The sequence below is a fragment of the Archangium lansingense genome (assembly GCF_026626635.1).
GTDB lineage: Bacteria > Myxococcota > Myxococcia > Myxococcales > Myxococcaceae > Archangium > Archangium lansingense.
Genome location: NZ_JAPNKA010000001.1, coordinates 10,851,781 through 10,877,439 on the forward strand (window position 1 = coordinate 10,851,781; position 25,659 = coordinate 10,877,439).

26 protein-coding genes are annotated in these 25,659 nt (G+C 67.7%); 11 read left to right on the forward strand and 15 right to left on the reverse strand.

Features of this window, described 5'->3' with window-relative positions; translation table 11 throughout:
- Positions 1 to 5: 5 nt before the first annotated feature.
- Positions 6 to 590 (forward strand): superoxide dismutase family protein, encoded by a 585-nt coding sequence (locus OV287_RS43270; protein ID WP_267539900.1) that lies wholly within the window; start codon positions 6 to 8, stop codon positions 588 to 590.
- Between the two features lie 124 nt (positions 591 to 714).
- Here the strand turns inward: OV287_RS43270 and OV287_RS43275 are convergent, their stop codons facing one another.
- The 6 genes from OV287_RS43275 to OV287_RS43300 all read right to left on the reverse strand — a co-directional run bounded on the left by OV287_RS43275 (position 715) and on the right by OV287_RS43300 (position 6,942).
- The gene (locus tag OV287_RS43275; RefSeq protein WP_267539901.1) at positions 715 to 1,584 is read right to left on the reverse strand and encodes a hypothetical protein; all 870 of its coding nucleotides are present in this window, start codon (positions 1,582 to 1,584) and stop codon (positions 715 to 717) included.
- Between the two features lie 135 nt (positions 1,585 to 1,719).
- Positions 1,720 to 1,962 carry a hypothetical protein gene (locus tag OV287_RS43280; protein WP_267539902.1) on the reverse strand — a complete coding sequence of 81 codons (243 nt, stop codon included), beginning with the start codon at positions 1,960 to 1,962 and terminating at the stop codon, positions 1,720 to 1,722.
- A 51-nt stretch (positions 1,963 to 2,013) separates the two neighbouring features.
- A complete protein-coding gene (gene nagA / locus OV287_RS43285) occupies positions 2,014 to 3,177 on the reverse strand; it encodes an N-acetylglucosamine-6-phosphate deacetylase (protein WP_267539903.1) in 1,164 nt (387 codons plus the stop codon).
- A complete protein-coding gene (locus OV287_RS43290) occupies positions 3,177 to 4,211 on the reverse strand; it encodes an SIS domain-containing protein (RefSeq protein ID WP_267539904.1) in 1,035 nt (344 codons plus the stop codon). The genes nagA and OV287_RS43290 overlap by 1 nt, the downstream gene beginning before the upstream one ends.
- A gap of 57 nt (positions 4,212 to 4,268) precedes the next feature.
- Positions 4,269 to 5,882 (reverse strand): hypothetical protein, encoded by a 1,614-nt coding sequence (locus tag OV287_RS43295; RefSeq protein WP_267539905.1) that lies wholly within the window; start codon positions 5,880 to 5,882, stop codon positions 4,269 to 4,271.
- A gap of 91 nt (positions 5,883 to 5,973) precedes the next feature.
- Positions 5,974 to 6,942 (reverse strand): pirin family protein, encoded by a 969-nt coding sequence (locus tag OV287_RS43300; protein ID WP_267539906.1) that lies wholly within the window; start codon positions 6,940 to 6,942, stop codon positions 5,974 to 5,976.
- Positions 6,943 to 6,991: 49 nt separating this feature from the next.
- On the opposite strand from OV287_RS43300, the gene OV287_RS43305 reads away from it, so the two are divergent.
- Positions 6,992 to 7,531, forward strand: coding sequence for a DUF1697 domain-containing protein (locus OV287_RS43305; protein ID WP_267539907.1), 540 nt, complete (start codon positions 6,992 to 6,994; stop codon positions 7,529 to 7,531).
- Positions 7,532 to 7,602: 71 nt separating this feature from the next.
- Here OV287_RS43305 and OV287_RS43310 read toward each other — a convergent pair whose 3' ends face one another.
- From OV287_RS43310 to OV287_RS43320, 3 genes are all read right to left on the reverse strand, one after another.
- A complete protein-coding gene (locus tag OV287_RS43310) occupies positions 7,603 to 8,130 on the reverse strand; it encodes a DUF3060 domain-containing protein (protein WP_267539908.1) in 528 nt (175 codons plus the stop codon).
- 117 nt (positions 8,131 to 8,247) lie between these two features.
- Positions 8,248 to 8,679 carry a nucleotide triphosphate diphosphatase NUDT15 gene (locus tag OV287_RS43315; protein WP_267539909.1) on the reverse strand — a complete coding sequence of 144 codons (432 nt, stop codon included), beginning with the start codon at positions 8,677 to 8,679 and terminating at the stop codon, positions 8,248 to 8,250.
- Between the two features lie 80 nt (positions 8,680 to 8,759).
- Positions 8,760 to 9,119 (reverse strand): DUF1428 domain-containing protein, encoded by a 360-nt coding sequence (locus tag OV287_RS43320; protein ID WP_267539910.1) that lies wholly within the window; start codon positions 9,117 to 9,119, stop codon positions 8,760 to 8,762.
- Positions 9,120 to 9,285: 166 nt separating this feature from the next.
- Here OV287_RS43320 and OV287_RS43325 point away from each other — a divergent pair, with 166 nt between their 5' ends.
- Positions 9,286 to 10,395, forward strand: a complete 1,110-nt coding sequence (locus OV287_RS43325; RefSeq protein WP_267539911.1) for a hypothetical protein — start codon at positions 9,286 to 9,288, stop codon at positions 10,393 to 10,395.
- Positions 10,392 to 11,384, forward strand: coding sequence for an alpha/beta hydrolase family protein (locus OV287_RS43330; RefSeq protein ID WP_267539912.1), 993 nt, complete (start codon positions 10,392 to 10,394; stop codon positions 11,382 to 11,384). Before OV287_RS43325 ends, OV287_RS43330 begins: the two co-directional genes overlap by 4 nt.
- A gap of 19 nt (positions 11,385 to 11,403) precedes the next feature.
- Here OV287_RS43330 and OV287_RS43335 read toward each other — a convergent pair whose 3' ends face one another.
- Positions 11,404 to 12,699: a M20/M25/M40 family metallo-hydrolase gene (locus tag OV287_RS43335; protein ID WP_267539913.1), complete on the reverse strand. Its 1,296-nt coding sequence runs from the start codon at positions 12,697 to 12,699 to the stop codon at positions 11,404 to 11,406.
- A 241-nt stretch (positions 12,700 to 12,940) separates the two neighbouring features.
- Between OV287_RS43335 and OV287_RS43340 the strand changes: the two genes are divergently transcribed.
- Positions 12,941 to 13,327, forward strand: coding sequence for a hypothetical protein (locus OV287_RS43340; RefSeq protein ID WP_267539914.1), 387 nt, complete (start codon positions 12,941 to 12,943; stop codon positions 13,325 to 13,327).
- A 161-nt stretch (positions 13,328 to 13,488) separates the two neighbouring features.
- On the opposite strand, the gene OV287_RS43345 is transcribed toward OV287_RS43340, so the two are convergent.
- The 4 genes from OV287_RS43345 to OV287_RS43360 form a co-directional block, all read right to left on the reverse strand.
- Positions 13,489 to 14,727 (reverse strand): hypothetical protein, encoded by a 1,239-nt coding sequence (locus OV287_RS43345; protein ID WP_267539915.1) that lies wholly within the window; start codon positions 14,725 to 14,727, stop codon positions 13,489 to 13,491.
- A gap of 60 nt (positions 14,728 to 14,787) precedes the next feature.
- On the reverse strand, positions 14,788 to 15,213 hold the full coding sequence (locus OV287_RS43350; RefSeq protein WP_267539916.1) for a hypothetical protein: 426 nt from the start codon (positions 15,211 to 15,213) through the stop codon (positions 14,788 to 14,790).
- 430 nt (positions 15,214 to 15,643) lie between these two features.
- Entirely contained in the window at positions 15,644 to 17,929 is a 2,286-nt protein-coding gene (locus OV287_RS43355; RefSeq protein WP_267539917.1) for a glutamine amidotransferase, read from the reverse strand.
- A gap of 21 nt (positions 17,930 to 17,950) precedes the next feature.
- Complete coding sequence (locus OV287_RS43360; protein WP_267539918.1) at positions 17,951 to 18,709, reverse strand: DUF4159 domain-containing protein; 759 nt, start codon at positions 18,707 to 18,709, stop codon at positions 17,951 to 17,953.
- Between the two features lie 55 nt (positions 18,710 to 18,764).
- Between OV287_RS43360 and OV287_RS43365 the strand changes: the two genes are divergently transcribed.
- The 5 genes from OV287_RS43365 to amrB all read left to right on the forward strand — a co-directional run bounded on the left by OV287_RS43365 (position 18,765) and on the right by amrB (position 23,121).
- On the forward strand, positions 18,765 to 19,025 hold the full coding sequence (locus tag OV287_RS43365; RefSeq protein WP_267539919.1) for a molecular chaperone DnaJ: 261 nt from the start codon (positions 18,765 to 18,767) through the stop codon (positions 19,023 to 19,025).
- Positions 19,026 to 19,034: 9 nt separating this feature from the next.
- The gene (locus OV287_RS43370) at positions 19,035 to 19,751 is read left to right on the forward strand and encodes a hypothetical protein (protein ID WP_267539920.1); all 717 of its coding nucleotides are present in this window, start codon (positions 19,035 to 19,037) and stop codon (positions 19,749 to 19,751) included.
- A gap of 80 nt (positions 19,752 to 19,831) precedes the next feature.
- On the forward strand, positions 19,832 to 20,686 hold the full coding sequence (locus OV287_RS43375) for a hypothetical protein (RefSeq protein ID WP_267539921.1): 855 nt from the start codon (positions 19,832 to 19,834) through the stop codon (positions 20,684 to 20,686).
- 47 nt (positions 20,687 to 20,733) lie between these two features.
- Positions 20,734 to 22,296 carry a beta-ketoacyl synthase N-terminal-like domain-containing protein gene (locus OV287_RS43380; protein WP_267539922.1) on the forward strand — a complete coding sequence of 521 codons (1,563 nt, stop codon included), beginning with the start codon at positions 20,734 to 20,736 and terminating at the stop codon, positions 22,294 to 22,296.
- Positions 22,297 to 22,326: 30 nt separating this feature from the next.
- Complete coding sequence (gene amrB, locus OV287_RS43385; protein WP_267539923.1) at positions 22,327 to 23,121, forward strand: AmmeMemoRadiSam system protein B; 795 nt, start codon at positions 22,327 to 22,329, stop codon at positions 23,119 to 23,121.
- Positions 23,122 to 23,181: 60 nt separating this feature from the next.
- Here amrB and OV287_RS43390 read toward each other — a convergent pair whose 3' ends face one another.
- Entirely contained in the window at positions 23,182 to 23,928 is a 747-nt protein-coding gene (locus OV287_RS43390) for a DUF6683 family protein (RefSeq protein ID WP_267539924.1), read from the reverse strand.
- 172 nt (positions 23,929 to 24,100) lie between these two features.
- Here OV287_RS43390 and OV287_RS43395 point away from each other — a divergent pair, with 172 nt between their 5' ends.
- A complete protein-coding gene (locus OV287_RS43395; RefSeq protein ID WP_267542542.1) occupies positions 24,101 to 25,651 on the forward strand; it encodes an MBL fold metallo-hydrolase in 1,551 nt (516 codons plus the stop codon).
- The last annotated feature ends 8 nt before the right edge of the window (positions 25,652 to 25,659 follow it).

The window sequence follows — 25,659 nt, forward strand, 5'->3', positions numbered from 1 at the left end:
TCTTCATGAAGACTCGCGCGCTGCTCACCGCTGCCGTTCTCTGCATCGCCGGCCCGGCCTTCGCCCAGGGCAAGGCCCCCGCCGCCAAGGAGAAGACCGCCGCCAAGAAGGAGGAGAAGGCCGCCGAGAAGACCGCGGCCGCGGCCGCTGGCGCCACCGCCAAGGCCGAGCTGAAGGATCAGAAGGGCCAGCCAGTGGGCGAGGTGACGCTCACCGAGACGCCCCACGGCGTCCTCATCAAGGGCACGCTCTCCAACATCCCCGAGGGCGAGCACGCCATCCACATCCACGAGGCGGGCAAGTGCGAGGCCCCCTTCCAGACCGCCGGTGGCCACCTCAACCCGAACAAGAAGAAGCACGGAGTCCTCGCGGCCGAGGGCAAGCACGAGGGTGACCTGCCCAACCTCCATGTGGGCGCCGACGGCAAGGTGCAGTTCGACGCCTTCGCCCACGACCTCAAGCTGAAGGACGTCCAGGACCAGGACGGCGCGGCCGTCGTCGTCCACGCGGGAGTGGATGACTACAAGAGCGATCCCGCCGGCAACGCAGGGGACCGCATCGCCTGCGGCGTCGTGCAGGTGCAGAAGTAGCCATCATCTGTAAGTGAAGGGTTTGGGACCGGGGTGGAGTGCCCCGGTCCTGGCCTGCGACGGATTTCCGAGTGTGTTGCGCTGCGAATCCGGAGTGTGCGTGGCAGGCCAATAGGGCGCCGAATTACAGACGCCGAGCGACGTCGACGAAAAGGCCTATGGCCACCGCCTTCATGTTCACTCCGGCCTGGCTGTAGAAGGCCGGGAGGGCCACGTAGGGAAAGACATCCAACCAGAAGCCGTTGATGTTGGTGTTGAAGCCCACGTTGAAACTGACCGGAACGGAGAAGGTGCCGGAGACGTCACTGAGCTCCCGGGCATTGAGCCCCGTGCCCAGCGCCACCAGGAAGTTGGGGTGAACCTGATAGTAGAAGGCCATCGGCGCCCGAAGACCGGCCCGCGTGACGCCGAGCGCACCGATAGGCCGCTGCGAGACACTGAAGGGAAGATAGGCCGCCACGTCCAGGCGGAAGCGCTCACCCAGCCGGAAGAACATGGGCACGCCCAGCTCGAAACCACCCAGCGGGCCCCCATCGGCGATGTTCGAGCGAAACAGAGCCCGAGTGCTCACGCTCAGCTCGAAGGGCTTGGACCGGATGATCTCCCGGGTCAACGCGAGCTCGGGGTTTCCGTAGCTGAATGCCGAGGCCAGCTTGAGGGGCGCGAAGACGGCATCCAGCATCCAGCCCGAGCCAAAGCCATACATCATCCCGATGTTCAAACCGATGCTCGTGCTCCCCTGGGGAGTCGAGGCCGGCGCAACGAGCAGGTGTGAATACGGCAACAGGGTCCGCTCGGGCAGGACCATCCGGCGCGCGGTGAAGGCCAGGAACGGCTTCGGCGCGGCGGGTGGCGGAGCAGCCGGCTCTTGCATGACGGGCTGTTGTGTCACTGGCTGCTGCGGGACCGGCTCCTGCGCATGCGACACACCCGTGGATGCAGCAAGGGCCAGACCGGTGGCAAGCGCCACCAGCTTCTTCTGAAGCTCCAGCATGTGAGTCATCCCCCTGTGGCCCCAAACCGGAGGGGCTCGGCGCAGTCTAGACCCTGAGCCGTGCCACCCAGAAATGAGGCCCCCTTCCAGCCTCCTCGGGGAACGGCAAGCGCTCTCCGTCCGCCCGATTCTGACTCACAGTGGGTTTGACAGAGCGGAGAGATCCAACCGCATGCCCTCGGCATCCCCTCCGGCGAAGCGGAAGAGGTCCATCGGCGAGCCCAGAGGCCACCTGCCCTCGAAGATGAGGAGGTGCAGGTTGTCATCCAGGGCGAACCCCATCCCCAGCGTGGGCAGGCCGAGCACCAGGGCCACGACGAGGGAGAGCCAGAGGGCTCGGGGGAACTCTAACCATCGCTTCGAAGAGGAATCATCCATGGTGACGTGGCCACCGACAACGAGGCCAGGCCCCGGGTTCCCCGAAAAAGCTCAGTGCTGCTGCTGCTGACCGCCCACCCAGGTGGCAAGCACTGAGAGCTCCGCCCGGAGCAGCGTGAGATCGGCGCGATAGCCCGGCGCCACCCGACCCAGGTGTCCGTCCAACCCGAGGTAGCTCGCGGGATAGAGCGATGCCATGCGCAGACACTCCTCGAGAGGCAGCCCGAGAAGACGGACGCAGTTACGCACCGCCGACACCATGTCGATATCGGCACCCGCCAGCGTCCCGTTCTCGGTCACCAGGCGGCCCTCGCGGCGCAGGATGGTGCGGCCATAGAGCGTGAACGAGGTCACCTCGGTTCCAACCGGAGGCATGGCGTCGGTGACCAGGAAGACCCGGCCGGGTGGCTTGACCCGCAAGAGCAGGCGCAGCATCGCCGGGTGGACGTGGATGCCATCGGCGATGACACCGCACCACGCCTCGTCGGCCTCGAGGGCGGCCACCACGGGGCCCGGCTGACGACTCTGGGCGGGCGGCATGGCGTTGAACAGATGGGTGAAGCCCCGCACGCCAGCAACCAGGGCCTCACGCGTTCGTTCATAGGTCGCCGCCGTGTGGCCCGCCGAGAGCACCACCCCCGCCGAGGTGAGCCGCTGGATGACAGCATCGTCCACACACTCGGGCGCCAACGTCACCACCAGGCGCCCGCCCTGCCCTGCCAGACGCGCCGGCAGAGCGCCCAGGTAGTCGAGGTCCCCGGCATCGGGCACGCGGATGAACCGCGACTCATGCACGCCCGGCCGTTCGCCACTGATGAAGGGTCCTTCCAGGTGGATGCCGAGAACCCCGCTGGCAGGACGGGCCATGGCCTCGACGGCGGCCTCGCAGGCCTGACGCATCCTCCCCGGCTCGTCGGTGATGAAGGTGGGCAACAGTCCCGTGGTGCCAGAGCGCCGGGCTGCCGCCGCAATGGCGAGCGCAGCCTCGACCGTGGGCGTGTCATTGAACAGCACCCCGCCAGCCCCGTTGACCTGGGCATCGAGGAAGCCCGGCACCAGCAGCGCGTCCTCGGGCAACCTCTGAATCTGGGCATCGGTTGGTACTGCGTCCACAGGCACCACGGCGCGGATGCGCTCGCCCTCGACCACCACCGCATGACCATCGAGCATCCGCTCACCGGTGAAGAGCCGTGCCCCAACCAGAACCTGTCTCATCACACCGTCTCCGTCACCTTGCGCAGGTGGGCGGGAACATCCGGGTCCAGTCCGCGCGCCACCGCCAGCCGATGGACCGACATATAGAAGCTCTGCGCCTGGCACAGGGGCGCGATAACGCTCGGTACACCCGAAACCACTGGCAACGGCTCAGCCCCCGGCACCTCGAGCACCGAGAGAACATCCGCCCCCAACTCCACCATGCGGCGCACCACGCTCCGCGTGCCCTCGGCCGAGCTGTCCTCCTGCCCCAGGGCCAGCACGGGGAAACCGGGGCCAACCAGGGCGAGCGGACCGTGGATGACCTCGGCGGTGCTGAAGGCCTCCGCGTGCAACCGGCAGGTCTCCTTGAACTTCAGCGCCATCTCGAGTGCCGCACCAAGACCCATCCCCCGCCCGAGCACGAACAGGTTGCGCGCCTCCGTGAGCCGCTTGAGCGCCGGCCACCAATCCAACTCCCGCGCCGCCTCCAGCGCCCGCGGCAGCACCGAGACCGCATCCCGCAGCACCGACTCTCCGGACCAGTGCGCCACCAACTGCAGGAACGCAAGCCCTGAGAGGATATAGGACTTCGTGGCGGCGACGCTCTGCTCGGGGCCGGCGCACAGCGGCAGCCCGAGGTCGCACAGGGAGAACAGCGGAGAGTCCTCGTTGTTGACGAAGCCGAGGACCAGCGCGCCCCCCGCGCGAGCCGCTTCCGTCAGACGCAGAAGGTCGGGACTGCGGCCGGACTGCGAGACGGCAATGAAGAGGCACTCCCGCAGCTCGAGACCCCGGGTGTTGTAGACCGAGGCCACGCTCGGCCCCACCGAGGCCACGGCGCGCCCCAGGGTGGTCTCAATCAGGTACTTGCCGTAGCTGGCCGCGTGGTCGGAGCTGCCGCGCGCGCAGGTGACGACGAAACGCGGAGGCCGCTGACGCAACCGCTCACCCAGCTCGGCAAAGGCCGCCTCACAGCGGGAGATCTGCCTGCGTGCGGCCTCCGCCGACTGGGCGGCCTCGAGTGCCATGGCGGGAAGGGGGAGCGTGTTCACCCTTCCAATGTAATACCCGCGGCTCCCCCGGGGAGACCCCACGGAGGAGAAGCGTGCTCAACGGCACACAGGCATCGAGGTCGCACCGGCGCTGGTGGCGAGGATATTGAGGAACTCGCTCGCCTGGGGCTCCTGTCCAACGGACCAGAGCGCGGACTCCGCCCAGCACTGCACCCAGGGGGTGCTCCAGTCCGCCGGGAGCGTGTTGCACTGGCTCCGGCGCCAGGCCCCGCGAGCCTCGGCGTCCCGCTTCACCGCCGCCACCACGTAGGGCGTGAGCTGCGAGACGAAGGCATCCGCATAGGCCTGCTCGTTCGGAACCACCAGCGGATCCGCCGAGAGCCCGGCGGGCCTGAAGCCCACATGCTCCTCGTCCTGGAAGCGCAGCGAGCCCGCGCCCCCGGAAGGCTCACTGGACGGCGTGCTCGACTGGAGCGTGAAGCGGTAGTCCGACGACCACTGGTAGCTGAACACGGAGTAGGTGAAGGTGTCGTGCACGTCCTCGAGCACCGTCTCGGGGGTGTCGGACAGGTTCTGGCGCGCCGCGGAGAGCTCACTGGAGCAGCTCACGTACTCGTCAGCGGCCTTGTCGGCCTCCTCGCAGGCGGTCTTCTTGTCGGAGGGCTTGGGGCAGCCGACACAGCTCGCCTCGTGCGAGTGCTTCTCGCTCTCACACTCGGCCGCCTTCTTCTCCTTCTCCTTCTCGGCCCGCCTGAGGGCGCGCTCGGCGTGCTCGACGCGCTCCTGAGCCCTGTCGTACTCGGGATTGGAGACCTGCCGCGTGCCACTGATGTAATCCAGATTCTGCACGTCCTCGGAGACCGTCTGCACGGCGCGCTGGATGAGCGCATCCACCCAGACCTGGAACACATCCGGCTGGCCGGGCTGCGTTCCGGTGGACGCTACGCACCGCGCCCAGGAGGGCAACTTCGAGGACATGCGCTCACACAGGTCGGAGAGGCTGTTGGCGATCCGGGGCGACATCCTGCCGTCGAGGTGGGTCAGGACGGGGATGGAACTCTGGACGAGGAAGCTCTGGCGGGCCTGCTGGGTCCGCGAGGCCGTCTCGGAGCCGGGAGAGAGGCACTGCGCCGTGGACATCAGCACGGTGGAGGCACCGTGCGAGCTCTCGTTCCGCGCGGTGGTGGCGAGCTCCGCGAAGCGTGCGGCGAGCCGAGCCGCGCTCTCCGTGATCAGCGTCTGGTAGCTGGTGACGGGGAGCTGGTGACCACGGGACTGGAGACAGGCCAGACCAGCCACGGCCGTGCTCAGCGGGCCCTCCGCCTGCCATTTGGAGCAGCGCTCCACGTGGAGCTTGCTGGCCTTCACGAGCAGCGCATTCACTTCAACGTGGTCAGGAATGAGATCCTTGGCGGCCACGAGCGGAGGGAGGCACCGGTCGAGCTCCCCCGCCTCGCAGGGAGGGCGCGCGGACTCGAGGGCCTGGTCCGTCGCCTTCTGCGCGAAGATGGGGAAGCGGCCACACGCGTCCTTGTCATCGGGGGCGGCGGCACAGGCACTCCGGTAGGCCCGGGCAGCGGTCATGAAGTCACCGCGCACCGCCGCCTCCTTGGCCTGGGCCATGGCCTCACGGTACGCGGTGTTACAGCCACTCGAGGCCACGAGCACGAAGAGCAGGGAGAAGCGCGAAATCAGGGGATGGGAACGCATGGGGCAGTAGGACGCGAGCAAGAGAACCAATGAGCAGAGCCGTGGACGTGGGCTCTGGCCATTTATTCAGGGACGTGGCCCAGAAACCGGCTTACCCCTTGTCCAGCACGCCGCTCCGGTAGTCCTGGATGGCCCGTTGGATCTCCGCCTCGGTGTTCATGACGAAAGGACCGCGCTGGACGATGGGCTCCCGAAGCGGACTGGCTGCGGCAACGAGCACCGCGCTCCGCTGGTTCGTCGCGCGAATACGGAGCCGCTTGCCCGGACCGAAGATGGCGAGGTTGCCCGAACGCACCGGCTTCGTCTTCGCCTCCGGACCGAAGCTGACCTCACCGTTGTAGACGAACGCGAAGGACGTGTGCCCCTCCGGCAGCTCGAGCTCGAAGGGCTGGTCATCCTCCAACGTCAGGGTGAGGAGGGTTGGCTGAGTCGGGCGCTCGCGCACGGGGCCCGCGAGACCGTTCGGCGCGCCAGCAATGACCCGCATCCTGCTCCCCGCGGACGAGAGCATCGACTCAGCGAGCCGCTCCGGCCCGAGGTCCTGATAGAACACAGGACACATCTTCTCCTTCGCCGGCAGGTTGAGCCAGAGCTGGAAGCCAGACATCAGCCCCTGCACCTGCTCCGGCATCTCGGAGTGGATGATGCCTCGCCCCGCTGTCATCCACTGAGAGCCTCCACCCCGGATGAGCCCCGAGTTCCCCTGGCTGTCCCGATGGCGCATCTGCCCATCGAGCATCACCGTCACCGTCTCGAACCCGCGGTGCGGATGGGACGGGAAACCAGCGATGTACGCGTTCGGATCATCCGAGTGGAAGCGGTCGAGCATCAAGAACGGATCAAGGTTGCGCAGCGCGGACTGCCCGATGACGCGCGTTAGCTGCACGCCCGCCCCGTCCGTCGTCGGGACGCCCGCCAACGTCTGCACCACGGTCCGGTCGGACGTGGGAATGTAGGCGGGAGCCTGTGACGCGGACTCCGCTCCGGAGCGGCAGCCCACCGCCATGGCCACCGTTGCCAGCATTGAATCGCGGAGGAACTGTCGGCGCGTCGTTCTCATGGATGGAGGGATGATAGCGCAGGTCCCGCGTGTGCTAGGACCCCCCCTCATGGCCAGGTATGTCGCGCTGCTGCGCGGAATCAACGTCGGTGGGAACAAGAAGGTCCCGATGGCGCAGCTCCGGGAGCTGATGGAAGGGCTCGGCTACACCGACGTCGCCACGCTCCTCCAGAGCGGCAACGCCGTGTTCACGAGCAAGGAGAAGAACCCGGCGAAGGTCATCCAGCAGCTCGAGACGGCCATTGCCAAGGAGTTCGGCTTCGAGGTCTCCGTCGTCCTCCGGACGAGGGACGAGCTGGCCGCCGTCATCAAGGCGAACCCCCTTCCTGGTGCCGAGGACGCTCCCTCCCAGTTCCTGGTGACGTTTCTGTCCGACGTACCGGAGCCGAAGCGGCTCGAGGCGATCGATCCAGCGGCATACCTGCCGGACGAGTTCCGCCTGGTCGGGCGCGAGATCTACGCCCGCTTTCCAAAGGGCATCGGGGAATCGAAGCTGGCCACCGTGCTCACCGGAACGCGCCTGGGAGTCACCCCGACCGCCCGCAACTGGAACACGGTCACGAAGCTCCTGGAGCTCGCCGACCGCTGAGGCCGGGAGGCACCCGAGAGCCGAGGCGCGCCCTCGGGTGCCTGTTCCGCTCCAGCCGAAGCGCCCAGGGCTCAGCGCGCCTGCGACACCTTGTTGTTGGTGCCGGTGCGGCTCACCTTGGGCTTCTTGCCACCCACGGCCCGCTTCCAGGTGACCGTGTTGTCGGCGCCCTCCACGCTGATGGCGGCGACGGCCTCCGCCTTCACCGTGTTGCTGGCACCCTCCACGCTCACGCTCTTGCACTCACCCGTCAGCGTGATCTCGTTGCCGCTGCCGCTGATGCTCACCGCGGTCTTCGGCGAGCAACGGTGCGTCTCCTGACTGCCCGTACCCGAGATCTCGATCTGCGCGTCGCCCGACTTCTCCTCGCCCTGCTCGCTCGCGCTTTCCTCGTCGCCCTGTGCCTCCACCTCGGTACCACCCGTCCGGACGCGCGTCCCGGAGCTACCGGTCTTCACCTCGGTGTCGCCCGTCTTGACCTCCACGTTGCCGTTGCCCACCTTCACGGACGTACGGCCCTGCGCTGCGCCCATGGCCGGAGCCAGCAGAAGACTCGCGAGCACACCCGACAAAACCGTTCCACGAACGAACTTCGACATTGCACCCCTCCGTATGACGATGTCCTGAGACATGTGTCACGAAGGCCGGGGAGGGCCTCCGCTGGCGGCGCAATCAACACGCACCGTTCGTGAAGTGCAAGACCGTTGCGTCATTCCTCAATCACGCTCGTAGAAGCTTCCCTTGAGAAGACACGTCACCGCACGCCTGCTCGCCTCGAAGTGGGGCTCGGGAAGCCGGCGCGGATCGAACCAGCTCCAGCCCACGCACTTGTCGGACTCCATGACCCGGGGCTCTCCCCGGAACTGGTTCGTGTAGAGGATGACCGAGACGTGGTGCTTGCCGGTCTGCCCGAAGGTCTCGAGGTTGTTGGTGACGGCGATGACCCTCGGGTCGATCAACTCCAGACCGGTCTCCTCCTGGACCTCTCGGATGGCGCCCTGCTCGAAGGTCTCGCCCGTCTCCAGCAGCCCGCCAGGAATGGAGTAATAGCCCTCCTGAAAACCTTTGCGCTGGCCCAGGAGGATCTCCTCCCCTCGTTGGATGATGACCCCCAGCCCGACGGACGGACGCTCCGGTTTCCCGCTCATTTATTCATCTCACCTAATAGGTGGGAAGGCCGCCCGGACACGGTGAAGAGGCGAGCGGTCTTCCCTGGGAGTCGAGCCGCTCAACGCTCGACGATCGTCTTGAAGCCGCCGTAGACCATCCGCTTGCTGTCGAAGGGCATGTCCTTCGGGCTCATCATGGAGGACAGGCGAGGGTCCGCCATGACCTTCTTGTTGACGCGGTCGCGATGAGCGCGCGACTTGAACACGATCCACGAGAACACCACGGTCTCGTTCGGCTTGAGCTTGACGCTCTGCGGGAACGACGTGAGCTTTCCCGGCTTCACATCGTCAGCAACGCACTCGATGTACTCGAGTGCACCGTGTTCCATCCAGATCTTCCCCGCCTTCTGCGACATGCGGCGATAGGCCTGCACGTTGTCCTTGGGTACCGGCAGGATGAAACCGTCAACGTATTTCATGAGTCCTCCTGGACCATCGCTGTGAGCTCCAAAACGTGTTCCAGGCGCGCTGACCGCTCAAGCACTCCCGATTTCGTTCATCGCTTTTCGAGCACAATTTTTTCGCTTCGCGCGCAACCTTGCGCCCCCTTCCGTGTTGGAGGCTCCATTCACGGAGGAATTTAGAGTGACGCAGACATGGAAGAGGGGCCTCATCCTGGCAGGCGGGTTGTTGACGGCGGGTCTCACCGGTTGTGGACCTGAAGGTGACAGCCTCGAAGGACCGCCCGACACGACCCCCGGCATGGTCCGTGCGGCCCTGACGGTGTACGAGCAGGCGGCGGTGGACACAGCCAACGCCTCACCGGACTGCACGTCGCTCGGGGACTTCTACTGGGAGGTGGGGAACGGGACGGCGAAGCTCTTCGGCTTCTCACGAGGCAGCACCGTGTCGGAGACGACGGTGATGCCGCTCGCCTCGGCGAGCAAGTGGCTCTACGCGAGCGCCTACGTGCAGTCCAAGGGCTACGCGAACCTCAGCGCAGCCGAGAAGAAGCAGCTCAACTTCACCAGCGGCTACCTCGAGAGCGGCAATACCGTTACCTCCTGTGGAGACGCGGGGACGACCGTCTCGGACTGCTACGGCCCGAGCTACAAGGACGTCTCGTACCGCCTCCTCCAGGACGGCAACTTCTATTACGACGGCGGGCACATGCAGAAGCTCGCCCTGGATGACATGGGGGCCAGGTTGGGCACGGGCCTGGCCAGCGTCATCGACTGGCTCAATGGTCAGCTCGGCACCAGCCTGCCGGAGTCCCATGGCGCCGTGGCGGTGGCCGGCGGGTTCTGGGGCAGCGCCGAGCACTACCGCGTCTTCCTGCAGAAGCTGCTCACCAACCAGTACGCGATGTCCGTGAGGTTGAATGCGGACGCCGTGCCCGCATGGCCCGGTGGCCCCGGCGTGGCGTACACCCCCTGGGTGACAGGACAGGCGTACTACGGGCTCGGACACTGGTTGGAGCGCGAGCTCGTGAGCGGAACCTGGAAGGTGTCGGGCCACTCCTCGCCCGGGGCGTTCGGGTTCTACCCATGGGTGGAGGCAGGAAAGAGCCAGTACATGCTCCTGGCGCGCTACCGGGCGAACAGTGCCGGCGGCGAAGGCGAGCTGTCTCGCGCCTGCGCGCACGACATCTATAAGGCCTACACTACACACTGGGTGTTCCACAGCTCTGAGCCCCACGCCCCGAGTCACTTCTCCTCCACACCGGGACAGGTCATGCTCCGCGGCCTTCCATGACCCTGTCCCGCTCCGTTCCCACCCTGTCGTTGCTCGCCCTCTTCCTGCTCGGCGCCTGCCGCAAGAACGAGCCCGCGAGCCCCGCCCCGGCTCCCACGCCGTCCCCCGCTCCCCAGAGCCAGAAGACCGTGGACCCGGTGGCGGAGGCGCGCAGAGCCTTCCAGACGCAGCTCAAGGACGCACCCACCGACCATGAGCCGGCCCCGCCGCCGCCGCCAGGGGTGTTCGAGAAGGTGATGTATCCCGCGCCGCTCGGGAACAACGTGGCCTACGTCACCCCGGTTCGCGAGGGGCCCCGACGGTCGGCCGTGCTGTGGATTCAGGGCGGCTTCAACTGGGGCATCGACGCGAGCGCCTGGGAGGCAAGGCCTCGCAGCAACGACCAGAGTGCTCGTGCGTTCCGCGAGGCGGGGTTGGTGATGATGATGCCCGCGCTGCGCGGCTGCAGCGGGAATCCCGGCTCCCGCGAGTACTTCCTCGGCGAGGTGGACGACGTGCTCGCCGCGCTCGAGTTCCTGGCGCGCCGCCCCGACGTGGACCCCGAGCGCATCTACCTCGGGGGCCACAGCACCGGTGGGACGATGGCCCTGCTCGCCGCGGCCAGCGGGCCCCGCGTGCGAGGTGTCTTCGCCTTCGGTCCCGTCGCTGTCTCCTACTATGGGGAGACGGGCACCGCGCTGGATCGCGCCGAAGGCAAGGAGCTGGCAATACGCAGCCCGGTGGTCTTCATGGAGTACATCCGCGTGCCGACGCTGATCCTCGAGGGGGAGAAGGGCAACACCTTCGCTTTCGATGAGCTGCGCGAGGCTTCAAAGGACGCGCCCGTGCGATTCGTCGCTGTGCCAGGAGGCACGCACTTCAACATCCTGGCACCGCTCACCGAGCTGCTGGCCCAGCGCATCGCCCGAAACAATCCGGCCGAGCCGCCCACGAGCCTGTCCGAGCAGGACGCGGTCCGAGCGATGCGGGCTGAGGCCACCGCACACTGAGGCCCGCCGCCCCATCGGCTCACAGCCGCACGAGCAGCTCGCGGAGGATGGAGAAGCCCTGGCGGAAGTCCTCCAGCCGGGCCTGCTCGTTGGGCGCGTGGTAGTACGCCATCTCCCCGAAACCGGTGATTTGCACGTCGCAGCCCTGGCGTTGCAGGTCCCTCACCAGTGGCAGCGAGCCGGTGAGCGAGAAAGGCGTGGGCGCCACGCCGCGAACCGCCTGCATCGCCTCCTTCAACGCCTGGAGGCCCGGCGAGTCCAGCCGACAGGCAATGCCTTCCATGCCGCCACCCTGGAAGCGGAACTCGAGCGAGCCGCGTTTCCCCGCCGCCGTGCGGGTGCGGGGGAAGCCGGGGATGACCTCATCGCGCTCGAGGCGGGCGTCCAGCTCGCGCATGAAGTCCGTCACCGCCTTGCGCACCTCACTCATGTCGTAGAAGGGCGTGAGGCGGAGATCTCCGCGCAGGGTGACGTCGGCGGGAATCTTCGACTCCTTGGTGTTGGAGCCCTCCACCACGGTGGCCTTGAGGCTGGACGAGGACAGGAAGCCCCAGGTCTTCTCGTCCTGCGTGGGGGGAAAGCGCGCGTGGAACCAGCGGGCCAGCTCCAGCGACGCGGCCATGCCCAGCTCCAGCGCGTTGACGCAGTTCTGCGGCATCCCCGAGTGCCCGCCCACTCCCGTCACCTTCAGCTCCCACAGCGAGATGCCGCCCGTGCCCAACGTGGGGCCGAAGTTGGCACTGTCCAGCCAATACACCGGCTGGCCCGCCAGGTCCTTCAGCCGCCCCTGCTCGGCCACGTAGGTCAGGCCCAGGCCCGGCAGGTCCGAGGACTCCTCATTGGAGATGAGCACCACCTTCAAGGTCCGGCGCGGGCGCACACCGCGCTCGGCGAGCTGCGCCAGCAGGTCCGTCAGCACCGCCACGTGGCCCAGGCAGTCGGTGACACCACGCCCGTAGAGGACACCTCCGGGCCCCTCCCACAGCGCGAAGGGATTGCGCTCCCAGCCCTCCCCCTTCTCGTCCGCGGGGACGACATCGAAGTGCGCGCCCACGAAGCCGAGCGCCCCCTCGCCCGTGCCCTTCACGGTGAGCACCAGACTGGGCCGCGACTCCTTGCCCGAGGCCGCCAGCGATTCGGCCTGGATGAAGCCACTCTGGATGTGCGGTGCGAGCGTCTCCAGCACCACCTGCGCGGCGAGCCGCTCCTCGGGCACCAGCCCCGCGCTCGGGTTGTTCTGCAGCTTCGGCGTCATGGCGATGAGACGCCGGAGCACTTCCAGGAACCGGTCTTCACGGAGCGAGAGCGCGTGCATGGGCGCGGATTGGAACCCAGGCCCGCAGCGAAGTCACTCTTCCAACTCGGCCTGGAGCAGTCGACCACGACCAGCGTGCCTTTGAAGGCTGTGCGCAGCGACGATGGAAGTGTTTGATTCCATTTACTTTTGCGCACCAGGGGGCGGACACCGAATCGGTCTTGCCGGGCAGCCCGCGTATTGTCTGCATCATTTTCGGTCTCGTCGGCTCATCTCCATGAGCCCGAACAAGGAGTCGCACATGAAGAGCCAATGGCTGAGCGCGGCATTCGTTGCGGTTGCACTGGCGGTGAGCGCCTGTGGCGGTGCGGAAGAGACCCTGGAGCCGGCGCAGGTGTCGGAGCCGGGCAGCCACGAGTCACGGGATGGTGACGTCGAAGAAATGCTTCTGCCGTGTGATGAAGAAGGCCAGTGCCCGACGGGCTACTACTGCGACCCGGGCTGGGTCTGCCGTCGCGGAGTGGGTGCCGCCCTGTCAGGAGCTCCGGTTTCGAGCATGTCGGGAGGGACCTGCCAGGAGAACTGCTCCATGGATTGTTACGAGCGCTACCCGAATGATTCGAACATGTGGAGCCTCTGCACCTACTCTTGCATCAGCTTCGAGTGTGGTGGCGGCCCTTTCCCCTGACCATGGCTCAACCGATGCAACCCGGCCGGAGTGCGGGATTCCGCACTCACCGCGACGAGTTCCGCGCACGCGTTGCGCGCTTCCTGGGCGCCCACGCGCCTGCGGCCTCATAACCATCCCCGCCGCTCGCCTCGATGACGGGCAGAGGCCCCTATCGCGCGTCACTCTCCCAGCTCGACCTGGAGCAGCACGGTCTCGTCGAGCTGCTCCGGGGGCAGGAGCTCACCCTGAGGACCCCGCCTGCGAAGCTGGCTGTTGGCGATGTAGACGAAGGTATTGCCCACCACCGTGCCCGTGGTGGGGATGTCGAACAGCGGGTTGCCGGATTCGAGGATCTCCGCGCGCTCCACACGGGTGGGGTCTGCGCCGAAATGGAAGCGGACAATACGCCCCCGTCCGAAGCCGTTCTGTATGCCAATCAAGCTGCCTCGGTAGGCAGACAGTCCATCGAGGCCCGCCAGCAGCACGCCCGGCGGCGCCTGCACGGGGGTGTGCTGCCCCGTCGAAGTATCCACCGAAGCGATGCCGTGGGCGTGCGCCACGTAGAGCCGAGCCCCATCCTCCGACAGGGCGATGCCATTGGGATAGGGCAGCGTCCCCTCGGGCATGAGCAGGGCGAGTGCCTCTGTTCCCGTGCGTAGGACGCTCACCGTGCCCCGCTCGCTGTTGGTCACGAAGACATCTCCCGAGGCGCTCAGCGCGATGTCATTGAGCAGGTTCGCACGGGGTTGGTTGCCCAGGGGGAATTTGCGAAGCAGCACGCCGGAGCGCAGATCGTACTGGAAGAGTCCGGAGTGTCCCCGCTCCTCTGGCCTCGCGTTCTCCATGCCCCTGCTGGCGTAGCTGGCCACCCAGAGGTGGCGACGCGCAGCATCCACCTTCATGCCGAGCACGCCCAAGAGGCCGTCCTGCCCCGAGGCCGTGAAGTCACGCAGCTGGCCATTCCGGGCCATGGCGACCACCTTGCGCTTGCGGATGCTGCTCACGAAGAAGGTGTCAGTGACTGCATCGTAGGTGATGCCTTCAGGGGTGAGAGCCTTCTCGGAGAGGGTGAAGGCGGGGCGGCTGCGGGCCACGTGCGGCTGGAGGCCAGCGAGCCGCGCCGCGACCGCGCGGTACTCCGGCGTCTGCGCGAGCGCACCGAAGTGAGGATCTCCAAGCGCGAAGCTCCAACGCAGCGACTCGAGCCGCTCCAGCCACCGGAGCGCCTGCTCCTTCTCCCCCAACACGGCGTAGCGCGCGGCCAGCTCGTACGTGGCCAGACCATCGTCAGGAGCTGCCCGGAGCCTCTGCAGGAGCTTTTCGACCTCGAGATCGGGGGACTGGGGGATGGGCGGAGCCGCCCGACAGCCCGTGAGGAGAAGCAGGAGGAGCGCGACGCGGAAGAGAGGGGTTGGCATGGGACGTAAGAGGCGGGAAGCTCAAACGAGGGCTTTTACTTCTTGGGAGCCGCTGGCGGGTTACCCCTCGCATTCGCAGGCCACGGGGATGCCGCAGATATCAAGGGTCTTTCCCAATTCCAACGAGCGGAAGACGTGATGTGATTGCTCTCCAGTGATTGCAACCCCTCTCACCTCACAGCGTCCGTACTCAGGAGGATCTACCGATGTGGCGGTTTCACAGCCCCCATTTTCGAAATCGATGAGTTTGGGGCCCAGCTGGCTCTTCGTGGGATCGGGTGATTGCCTCTCGAGGCGCGTGCGCTCTTGAGAGGTGTAGAGCCTGCCCTCCTCATAAGGCCAGTGCTCCGCCCGTTCCGGCTCGCAGGAATGAGCGGGGAGGGTCTGGTTGCAATCGCACGAGACCTCCTGGGCGCAGATGGATTCACGCTGGCCGCAGCGCAGGGTGTGGAACGCGTACATGAAGTCCGCGGACTCCTTGGCCATCCGCGTCTCGAAAACCCTGCACAGCCCGGGTCGGACAGCAACGACCCGGACATCGCAGGAGAAATATTGCTCCAACTCGGAACGAGCGTTCTCCGTCCGCGCCGAAGGGCTCTTGCCAGAGCACGCCACCAGCAGCCCCAGGATTACCCCATTGCCAATGACGAAACTCGCTCTCATTTTGCGCGCTCGATGTAAACAATTGTCATGGCAACTTCCCAGTAGAGCTTCATTGGTGCACTCCTGGGAAATGCTCGCTCTGTTCCAGAGGTCCCCGCTCCGCGCGTCACTCTTCCGGCTCGACCTGGAGCAGTGAGGGCGGCAGGAATTGAACCCACGTCCTTCCGATACCCTCACCCTGTCCCTCTCCCGAAGGGAGAGGGGTGATTCTTCTGGGTTGGTTCCTGATGAGGGGTGCTTCAGGCGTGATTCTTTACACGTACCCGAAGCGGCGGCGCAGGAACCACTCGGTGCCCAGCAGCCCCACCAGCGCCACCAGGTAATACCAGCGGTCCCACAGCGGCCTGTCCTTCGCCCGGCCTACTTCCACCACCGGCGGGTCCAACAGGGGCACGTCATCCGGCAGCCCATCCATCGGCAGCCGGAACGCCTTGCCTCCCGTGTACTTCGCGATCTGCTCCATCAGCTCCGGCCGCACCGAAGCGTCCGACAGCTCCGGGCCCACCGCTCGCACCGCCACCGCGTCCTCACCCTTGCCCAGGTCCGTCTCGCCCTTCTTCGCCGTGGCCACCAGCTTGTACGGCCCCGGCGCCGGCGGTGCGAACTCCAGCCGCACCACGCCGTCCGGGCCCGTCTGCCCTGTCTGCACCGCCACCGGCTTCTGCGTTTCCACCGCCACCAGTTCCACCCTCACCTGCGCGTCCTGCGCCGGCTGGTAGTCCGACGTCCTCGAGGACACCACCACGCCCACCGCCTTGCCTGGCTCCACCGAGGGCGGATCCGCCGTCACGTTCAGCGTCGTCAGGTCCGGGTCCCTCACCAGCCAGCGCAGCGCGTTGCCCCAGAACCGGTCATACGCGCGGCTGGGCGAACCGCCCTTGTGCGCCGTGAAGGCCCAGTACCAGCTCGCATCCGTGGCCACCACCATCGACCGGCCTCGCCCGTAATCCCACACCGCCACCAGCGGCGCGTTCTTCCCGTCCACCGTCATGAACGGGTGGTCCATCAGCACCGTCGCCCCCGGCTTCGCCCGCGTCTGGTTGGCTCCCGGAATCGCTGGCAGGTCCGCCCACACCGTCTCTGTGCTCGCCCCTCCCGAGGCCATCGCCGTCACCGGGTGACGCATTCCCTCGGGCGTCAGGCGCACCTTGAAGGGCTCCACGTTGGCCGGGCCCGCTCCCTCCACCGGTAGCGTCTCGTACAGCGTGGGCATGCTCGCGCGGCCCTCGCCCAGCACGCTGTCCCCGCCAATCATCACCAGCGCTCCGCCGTTGTGCACGTAGCGCTCCAGGTTGCGCTCGTACTGGGCGATGGACAGCGACGTGTCCGTGTAACCAAAGTTCTGGAAGATGACGACGTCGAAGGTGTCCAGCTTCGTGTCGAAGATCTCCTCCATCGGGAAGGGAATCAGCGACAGCTCGCGCTCCTGGCTCACCACGCCCGGGTCATCCGACATGGTCCGCAGGATGTAGAAGGACACCAGGTCCACGTTGGCATCCTGGCGCAGCAACCCGCGCAAAAAGCGCTCGTCCCACGAGGGCCGGCCCACCACCAGCAACACGCGCACACGGTCTCGAATCACCTTCAGCACGAAGGAGCGGGTGTTGTTGTCTCCCACCGCCTCGTCCGGAAAGACGGGCATGCTCACCGTGTAGACGAAGCGCCCCGTCTGGTCCGGCGTGAAGGTGAAGCCCACCGGCTTCACATCGTCCGAGGACTCGAAGCGCACCGTCTTGCTCGCCACCACCTTGCCTTCCTGCTTGAGCACCACCGGCACGTCCTGCCCCGAGAAGCCACGGCCGTGTACCTCCACCTCCACCGTGATGGAGTTGCGCACGAAGGCGAAGTCGTCCACCTTCACCCGCTCCACCGCCAGATCCTTCAGCGCCTCGCGGCCCACCAGGAAGGTGGACACCGGCACGTTCAGGTCCGCCAACGCCGCTCGCGCCCGGCCCACCGCGCCTCCCGCCAGCTCCACGTTGTCCGCGCCATCGCTCACCAGCAGCACGCCACCCAGCTTCTTCGCCCCCTGGGCCCCCGCCCCCACCGAGCGCAGCGCCGACAGCAGATCCGACGTGCCCGCCCGCGCCGGCTCCTTCGCCAGCACCTCGGCCGAGGTGGGCGACAGCTCCGGGTCGAAGCCGTACACCTCCACCGTGTACCGGTCGTTCAGCCCCGCCAGCCCCGGCGCGGCCTTCTCCAGGAAGGCGGCCACCTGCGCCGAGCGCGTCACCCCTCCCGGCTCCACCGGGAAGTTCATCGAGGCCGAGCGGTCCACCAGCACGGCCAGCCGGTTCTTCATCCGCGCCACCTGCAGGTTGCGGATGCCGGGCTCCAGCAGGAAGAAGAGCGCCGCCAGGCCCGCGCCCGCGCGCAACGTCCAGAGGGCCCAGCGCCGCAGCCGCGACGGCTCGCGCCGCACGCCCCACGCCGCCAGCCCCACGCCGAGCACCAGTCCCACGCCCATCAGCACCAGTGCCCACACGGGCAGCGGCGAAAGGCTGACGAGCTTCCAGGCATTGAAGGGGGTGGTGTCCATGAATGAGTCAGGGGCCTTATGTCAGCGGCGCTTGTTGAGGATGAGGTTCAGGTGGACGGCGTCGTCCTTGTAGTCCAGGCAGAGGGCGTACATGCAGAGGTTCACCCCCAGCCGCACCGCCAGCTCGCGCTGGGGCTCACCGCCCGGGGAGACGTCGAACTCGTAGTCCCCCATCTCGCTGCGGTTCCACGCCCCGGCCAGGTCGTTCTGCGAGTACATCACCGCCGCCCGCTTGCCGAGGTTCGCCGACAGCAACTGTGGCTTGTTGAGCAACCGGCCCGGCGCCGAGTCCAGCAGGAAGAAGCTCTTGAAGACGACATGGCCGGAGGGCACCGGGGTGAGCGGGCTCTGAGGCAGCACCCGCGCCATCTCGCGGCGGAAGCTGGCGTCGAAGCCCTCCCCATCGCTGCCGTCATTGGCGTCCGCCAGGAGGAACCCGCCAAAGGTGAGATAACGCCGCAGGTTCTCCACCTCGGCCTCGCTGAAGGGCGGGAAGGCCCCATCGCCCCCCAGGTACAGGAAGGGGTAGTCGAAGAGGTCCGGGCTGGAGAGGGCGAAGGGGCGGGCGTCCGGCAGCACCTCCACCGAGGTGCGCCGCTGCAGCTCCCAGGTAATTCGTCGGAGCCCCGACAATCGGGCGTCCCAGCGGCCGCCGTGCCGGGCCACCGCGGGGATGAAGCGGCTCTTCTCTCCGAAGGCGCGCGCACGTCCGGACAGCAATGGGACGAGCGCCGCGCTCCCGAGCAGGAGGGTTCGACGGCTGAGGGGGCGCACGGGCATGGGGTTTCTATATACCGTCGACGCGCCCTTGCATTCCCCGCTATAGAGAGGCCCCATGGCGAAAGGCGGACAAACGCCGAAGGATCCTGCCTCCCCCCGGATGCAGGCGGCGTGGAAGCTCAAGGACTCGGGGGACGTGGTCGCGGCCCGGCATGAGGCCGAGCGCATCCTGGCGGACAATCCCAGCCCGGAGGACAAGGCTCAGGCCGAGGAGCTGTTGCGCCGCTCCACCACGTCCCGCTCTCTCTTCGGCTTCGCCCTCGTGGCCGCCGTCATCCTCGTGCTGCTCGTGGTGCTCGCCGCCACGCGCTACTAGGACACCGTCGTGGACTCGTACCTCGAAGCCCTCAAGGCCTACCAGACGTTCAACCCCGCCGGCTGGGTGGCCATCTACCGGCTGATGCCCATGTGGGCCGGCATCGTGAGCTGCGTGATAGGGCTCGGGCTGCTGCTCTTCGGGGGCGGCCGGATCTTCCGCATCATCGCGGGGCCCATGGGCGCCCTCATCGGCCTGGGCTGGACGAGCGTGCTGCTCACGAAGTTCGGCGTGGCGGGCGACCCGCGCCTTCCCGCCGCCGCCGCCGCGGTGCTCGCGGCGCTGGGCTTCATCTTCCCGCCTGCCATCGTCTACCTCGGCGTGGGCATCCCCATTGGCCTGCTGGGTGGACAGATCGCTGGGCCCAACGACTTCCTCGTTGGCTTCGCGCCCGGCCTCATCCTCGGCGGGCTGGTGGCCGCGGTGCTGCACCGCCACGTGTCGGCCATCCTCGCCTCCATCCTCGGCGGCTGGCTGCTCGTCATCGGAGCCATGGCGGCCCTGCATCAGTTTGGAGGGCTCGTCAGCGCCATGGCCAGCCAGCCCTGGGGCATCATCATCGCCGCGGGCCTCTTCGCCATCGCCGGCAGCGTCTATCAGATTGCCGTGCGCCCCTCGCCCGAGGAGGCCGAGCGCCAGCACGCCGAGCGCCAGCGGTTGAAGATCCGCCAGGCGGAGCTGAAAGCCACCGAGAAGCGCTGGAGCGCTCCCCGGGGTGGTAAGTAGGCGGCCGGGAGCAGCCTTTACCTCCACTGGGGCCGCGCATACAGTCCGCGCCCCCTCCACCCCCCTGGGGACGAGCGACAATGGGCCAGGCCAGACGCAAGGAGAAGAACCTCGACACCCGGGAGCCGCAGGGCCCCGAGGGCGATGGCGCTCCCAACGCGGACGCCGAGGCCACCGTCGCCTGGAAGAAGCCCGAGGGGCTGTCGCGACGGGGTTGGGCGGTGCTCGCCGTCGTCATCCTCGCCATCCAGTTCCCGCTCATCCACTACGCCCTCTTCCGCGGTGAGGCGGCCACCACCGCCTCCGTCCCCTACAGCCAGGACTTCTCGGATCCGTCCGTGGTGGAGCGCGACTTCTTCTCCACCGGCGGCCACTGGCGCGTGGTGAACGGGCAGCTCCTGTCCCCCGGCGTGAAGAACAACCCGCTCTGGCTTCAGGCGGCCCTGCCTCCCAACGTGGCCATCGAGTTCGATGTGCGCTCCGAGTCCCAGGAGGGCGACATCAAGGCGGAGGTCTTCGGCGACGGCACGGACCACGCCTCGGGGTACATCTTCATTCACGGCGGGTGGAACAACTCGCTGTCCATCATCGCGCGGTTGGACGAGCACGGCACCTCGCTGGACGCGCTCCAGCGGCAGGCCCGACGGGTGGCTGAGCAGAATGGCGGCAAGGGCTCGGGGCTGGTGGAGACGGGCGTGTTCAAGAAGAACACGCACATGCGCGTAGAGGCTCGGCCCTACCCGGTGGAAGTCGGCCGCACCTATCACTGGCGTATCGAGCGCAGGGGCTCGCTGCTACGCTGGTCCATCGATGGAAAGCCCTTCATGGAGTTCGATGACCCCCTGAAGCTCGAGGGTAAGGGTCACGATCGCTTCGGGTTCTCGAGCTGGGACTCCCAGCTCTTCTTCGACAACCTGAAGATCGAACCGCTGTAACCGGCTGCTCGCGGTTCAGCGGCGAATCAAGAATCAGAGGTCACAACGTGCGCAGAGTCGGAATCTTTGGCTGGGGAGTGGTCGCGCCCCGGTCCCGGAACATCGAAGCCTTCGAGAAGAACCTCGCATCGTCGGAGAGCTGGCTCTCCCCGTTCAACGGCTTCGGTCCGGACAACTTCCTCGTCGGCAACCCGGACTTCGACTTCGCGGAGTACAAGCCGTGGATTGACGCGCGCTTCCCCGCCACGCGCTTCGCCCAGCTCGAGAAGAAGATGGGCATGCCGACGAAGATGGCGATCGGCTCCTTCATCCAGGCGCTGGGCCAGAACCCCGGCCTGGAGCAGGAGCTGCAGGCGCTGGGGGCCCGCTCCCACGTCTACGTTGGCACCGGCCTGGGTGATCTGCCGACCATCCACGACATCACCCTGAACCTGCACCGCGCTCAGCGGCGGTGGGACCGCTTCTGGGCCTCTCCCGAGCGCAACGGTGCGCTGCGCCGCTGGCTGGAGACGCGCGAGCCGCTGCCCGGCCTGCCTCCCGAGCCCTCCACCGTGGACGAGGCCGACCGGGACGTGGCGGAGGAGACCTGGTGGCACTTCTGGGCCGGCCAGTCCCCCGAGCTGCGCGAGTACCTCGCCGAGCAGAAGGAGATCGAGGGCCTGGGCGTCGAAGGCGGCAACGTGGAGGCCGCCAAGCTGGCCGTCATCAAGGAGAAGCGGACGCGCAATCAGCGCCTGCAGAAGAAGTGGGGCGCCCCCGAGCCGCCGTGGAATGCGGTGCCGTCCGAGATTCTCTGGAACATCCACAACACCCCCGCGTCGCAGATTTCGATGATGGGGAAGCTCACCGGCATGACGTTCGCGCCGGTGGCGGCGTGCTCCTCGTTCGGCTACGGGCTGAAGCTGGCGCTCGACGCCATCACCAGCGGGGATGCCAAGGCGGTGGTGATGGGGATGACGGATCCCCCGCCGCACCCGCTCACGGTGGGTGGCTTCTACAACGCGCGCGTGGTGAGCGCGGACGGCGCCGTGTCCAAGCCGCTGACGCAGCTGCGTGGCACGCACGTGGCCGGCGGCTCGGTGGTGTGGATTCTGGGTGACCTGGAGCACTTCACCTCCAAGGGCTTCAAGCCGCTGGGCATGGAGCCCATCACCGTGGGAGTCACCGCGGACGCGGACCACATCATCACGCCCTCGAAGGAGGGCCCCACCGTGGCCATCCACGAGGCCCTGCGCAAGGCGGGCGTGGACCCGTCCGAGCTCGGGAGCTGGGACCTGCACGCCACCGCCACCCCGGGCGACTACCTGGAGATGGAGACGCTGCGCACGGTGCTGCCCGAGACGGTGCTGGTGACGGCGCGCAAGGGCACCTTCGGCCACGGCATGAGCGCTGGCGGCGGCTGGGAGCTGACGGCCCAGTACCTCGGCTACGCCCGGGGCCAGATGTTCCCCACCCCGCTGTCCGAGGCCGAGCTCAACAAGGAGATCGGCCGCGTGCACCCCCGCTACGTCTTCGACAAGCCGGTGGCCGCGCCGCAGGGCTGCGCTGGCAAGCTCTCCATGGGCGTGGGCGGCATCAACGCCTGTGTCATCTCGCGCCCCTGGCGCTGAGCGCGGAGCGGCCCTACCCGTATAAGGACCATGGCCGCTCGCGTTCGCACTCCCGCGGTGGCGGGTTCGTTCTACCCTGCCACCGCTCCCCTCCTCGCCCAGCAGGTGGACCAGTGGTTGGAGCAGGCCCCGGCCTGCTCGCCTCTGTCCCCGGCGGCGCTCATCGTCCCCCATGCCGGATACATCTACTCGGGCCCGGTGGCCGCGAGCGCCTACGCCTGCCTTCGCGGGCTGAGGGGCAAGGTGAGGCATGTGCTGCTGCTCGGCCCCTGCCACTTCGTGCTGATGAACGGGTTGGCCCATCCGGACGCCGAGGCCCTCCGCACGCCGCTCGGAGACGTGGCCGTCGATGGCACCCTGTGCGAGCGGGCCGAGGCCACGCGCCATGTCGCCGCCTCCACGCTCGCTCACCGCAAGGAGCACTCGCTCGAGGTGCAGCTTCCCTTCCTTCAACGCGTCCTGGGTGACTTCGACGTGTTACCGCTCGTGGTGGGTTCCGCCCGACCTGAAGAAGTGGCCGAGGTGCTCGACGCGCTCTGGACGCAGGACGTGTTGCCCATCATCAGCTCGGACCTGTCGCACTACCTGCCCTATGAGATCGGCCGGCAGGTGGACCGCGAGACGGCCGACCACATCCTCCAGCTCGACGGGCCGCTCGAGGACGATCGCGCGTGCGGCGCCGCAGCCATCAACGGCTTGCTGCTCGTGGCCCGGCGCCGGGGCCTGAGCGCCGAGCTGCTCGACCTGCGCAGCTCCGGAGACACCGCCGGTGACAAGAGCGAGGTCGTCGGCTACGGCGCGTTCGCCTTCTACCCGCGAGCCTGAGGCAGGCCCCCTATCGCGTCAGCGCAGCAGCACGGCATCAGGACTCCGTGCCCCGGCACGCTAATCACAGATTCGCACCTCGGTGTCCTCGAGGCACACCTTCTCGATGCGGAGGCCCATCATCTGCTCCAGCAACTCCTTGGCCAGCTCGCGCGCCTGCTTCTGCTGCTCCGGGCGCCCCGTGTCGCGCCCCTCGTTGTAGAGCCCGAGGATGATGGAGCCCGAGAGCACCACCGACTCGTACAGCTCCTGCTTGTCACGATCCGACAGGCGCCGCTCCTTGAGGCCCATGGCGATAGCCGCGTTGAGCTGCGCCAGCATGGACCGCTGCTGCGCTCCGTTCAGCTCCTGGCCGTCCCTGAGCGCGTAGTAGGAGGACATGAAGAGGTGGTTGAAGGCCCCGGCAAGGTTGTGCTTGAGCTGCGACGCATCCTGCTGCTCCAGCAGATGCTCGTACCCATGGAGCAGTTGCACCAGGGCGTCCTCGAGCGCCTTGCGGTGCTCCGACTCGAGGTCCCTCGCGCCCTCGGCGATCCGCTTGGGCATGATGGGAGAGCGACCATCCATGCGGAACGAGGACACCGAGAGCGGCAGCAGCAACGGCGGCACGGAGGAACCATCCCCCGGTGGCGGATTGGGAGTGGGCTTCCACTGCCTCTGGAAGAAGGGCTTGAAGTTGCCGTGGACGAAGGCGTTGCTGTTGTAGCGCCGGTACGGACTGAAAGTCCGTGCGCCCTCTGGCCCCGCGGCACCTAGCAGGAGGAACCCCGTCATCACGACGGGAATCGTCCTGAGAAAACTGTTCATCTCCCCCTCCACAAGAATTGACGGGAACGTAGAGCTCACCGGACGCCAGCCGCACTCCTCTGGCCCACCGTCCCGGTCGCGCGCGGAGCATCATCGGAAAGCACGGGAGCGAGCAAGCAGGTCCGTGAATACGCTGGCCACCTGCACCGCGCCCCTGCTAGCAGCACCCTCCATGCGGCTCACCCTCCACCGTGGCGTCAGCCTCGCCGTCCTCGCCTCGGCCCGTACCGAGGCGGAGCACCATGAGGACCTGGGTTGCAGCATCCAGGGCCCCACCGCCCGCCCCGTGCGACAGGCCCATGCACCCCTGAAGCAACGGCTCGCCGAGCTGGGCCCGGAGCGCTCCCTGCGCGAGGCGAAGGCCCTCGTGCGCTGGCTGGAGGAGACGCCCGGCTATGCCGCGCTCTGCGGCGAGGGCCGACGGCGTGGAGGCCGGCGCCCGCTGCGCCCCGAAGTACTGTTCCCCAACGCGGCGCAGCACAAGCCCCGCATCCTCCACCTGCGCCAGGAGGAGCTGGGGCTCGACTTCCCCGTCAAGGCCCGCGAGTGGCCGGCCCTCGCCGAGCTCTTCGCCTCACTGGCGCGCGGAGCCACCCGGGCTGAGCTGCGCGCCCTCTCAGCCGTGCCCGCGGTGGGCGAGCTGCTCGCGGACATGTCCAGCGCGGGCTGGTTGGTGCGCCACGAGGGCCCCGTGGAGGTGCCCGCCCCCGGCGCCCTCTTCGTCGGCCACAACACCGTGCTGGTGTCGAGCACCCAAGCGCGCGTCCTGGTGGACCCGTACTTCCGCCCCGCCAGCCAGCTCGACCGGCCGGACTACCCGCCCATGCAGCCGAGAGACCTCGGCCGAGTGGACGCGGTGGTCATCACCCACTCGCATGGGGACCACTTCCACCTGGGCTCGCTGCTGCAGTTGCCGCGTGACACGCGCCTCTTCGTCCCAGCGGTGGAGCGCGAGAGTCTCTTCTCCACCGACTGCGTGCTGCGGCTGAAGCAGCTCGGCTACACCCGCGTCGAGGCGCTGCGATGGGGCGAGGAGCGGCTCGTGGGAGACATCACCGTGCGCGCCCTGCCCTTCTACGGCGAGCAGCCCACCGACGGAGAGGGCCTCTACCCGGACCTCTTCAACGAGGGGAACACCTGGCTGGTGCGCGCGCCGGGCTTCTCCGCGGCCTTCTTCGCCGATGCCGGGCACGACGTGCGCGGGGACATGCGCGCCGTCTGCCGCGCACTGAAGAAGGAGGCGCCCGTGGACGTGCTCTTCTGCGGGGTGCGCGGCTTCCGGCTCGAGCCCCTCTTCTTCGGCTACACCACGCTGGACGCCTACCTGGTCGACGTGCCCGTGGAATCACTGGTGAAGCCGCAGCAGCTCATGGCCGGGCCGGAGGAGGCCCTGCACTATGGCGAGCTGCTCGGCGCGCGCTACGTGGTGCCATGTGCCGACGGGGGCGCCCCCTGGTACTGGCGCGAGGGCATGGGCCCGCGCTACCCGGGCTACCCTGGCGAGCCGGTGAGTGGCGCCAGCACCCTGGACGAGAACCCCGACGCAGACCCCTACCCCGAGCGGCTCAAGCAGGTGCGCCGACAAGTGGGGCACGGGCCGCAGGCGCTGCTGATGCGCCCCGGCGAGGCCCTCGGCTGGCAGGGCCGTAAGGCACCCGAGCTCATCCAGTACCCCGGCTTCACGTGGCCGTTCGGCGGCATGCCCACGCGGCGCGGAGCGTGACGAGCCCG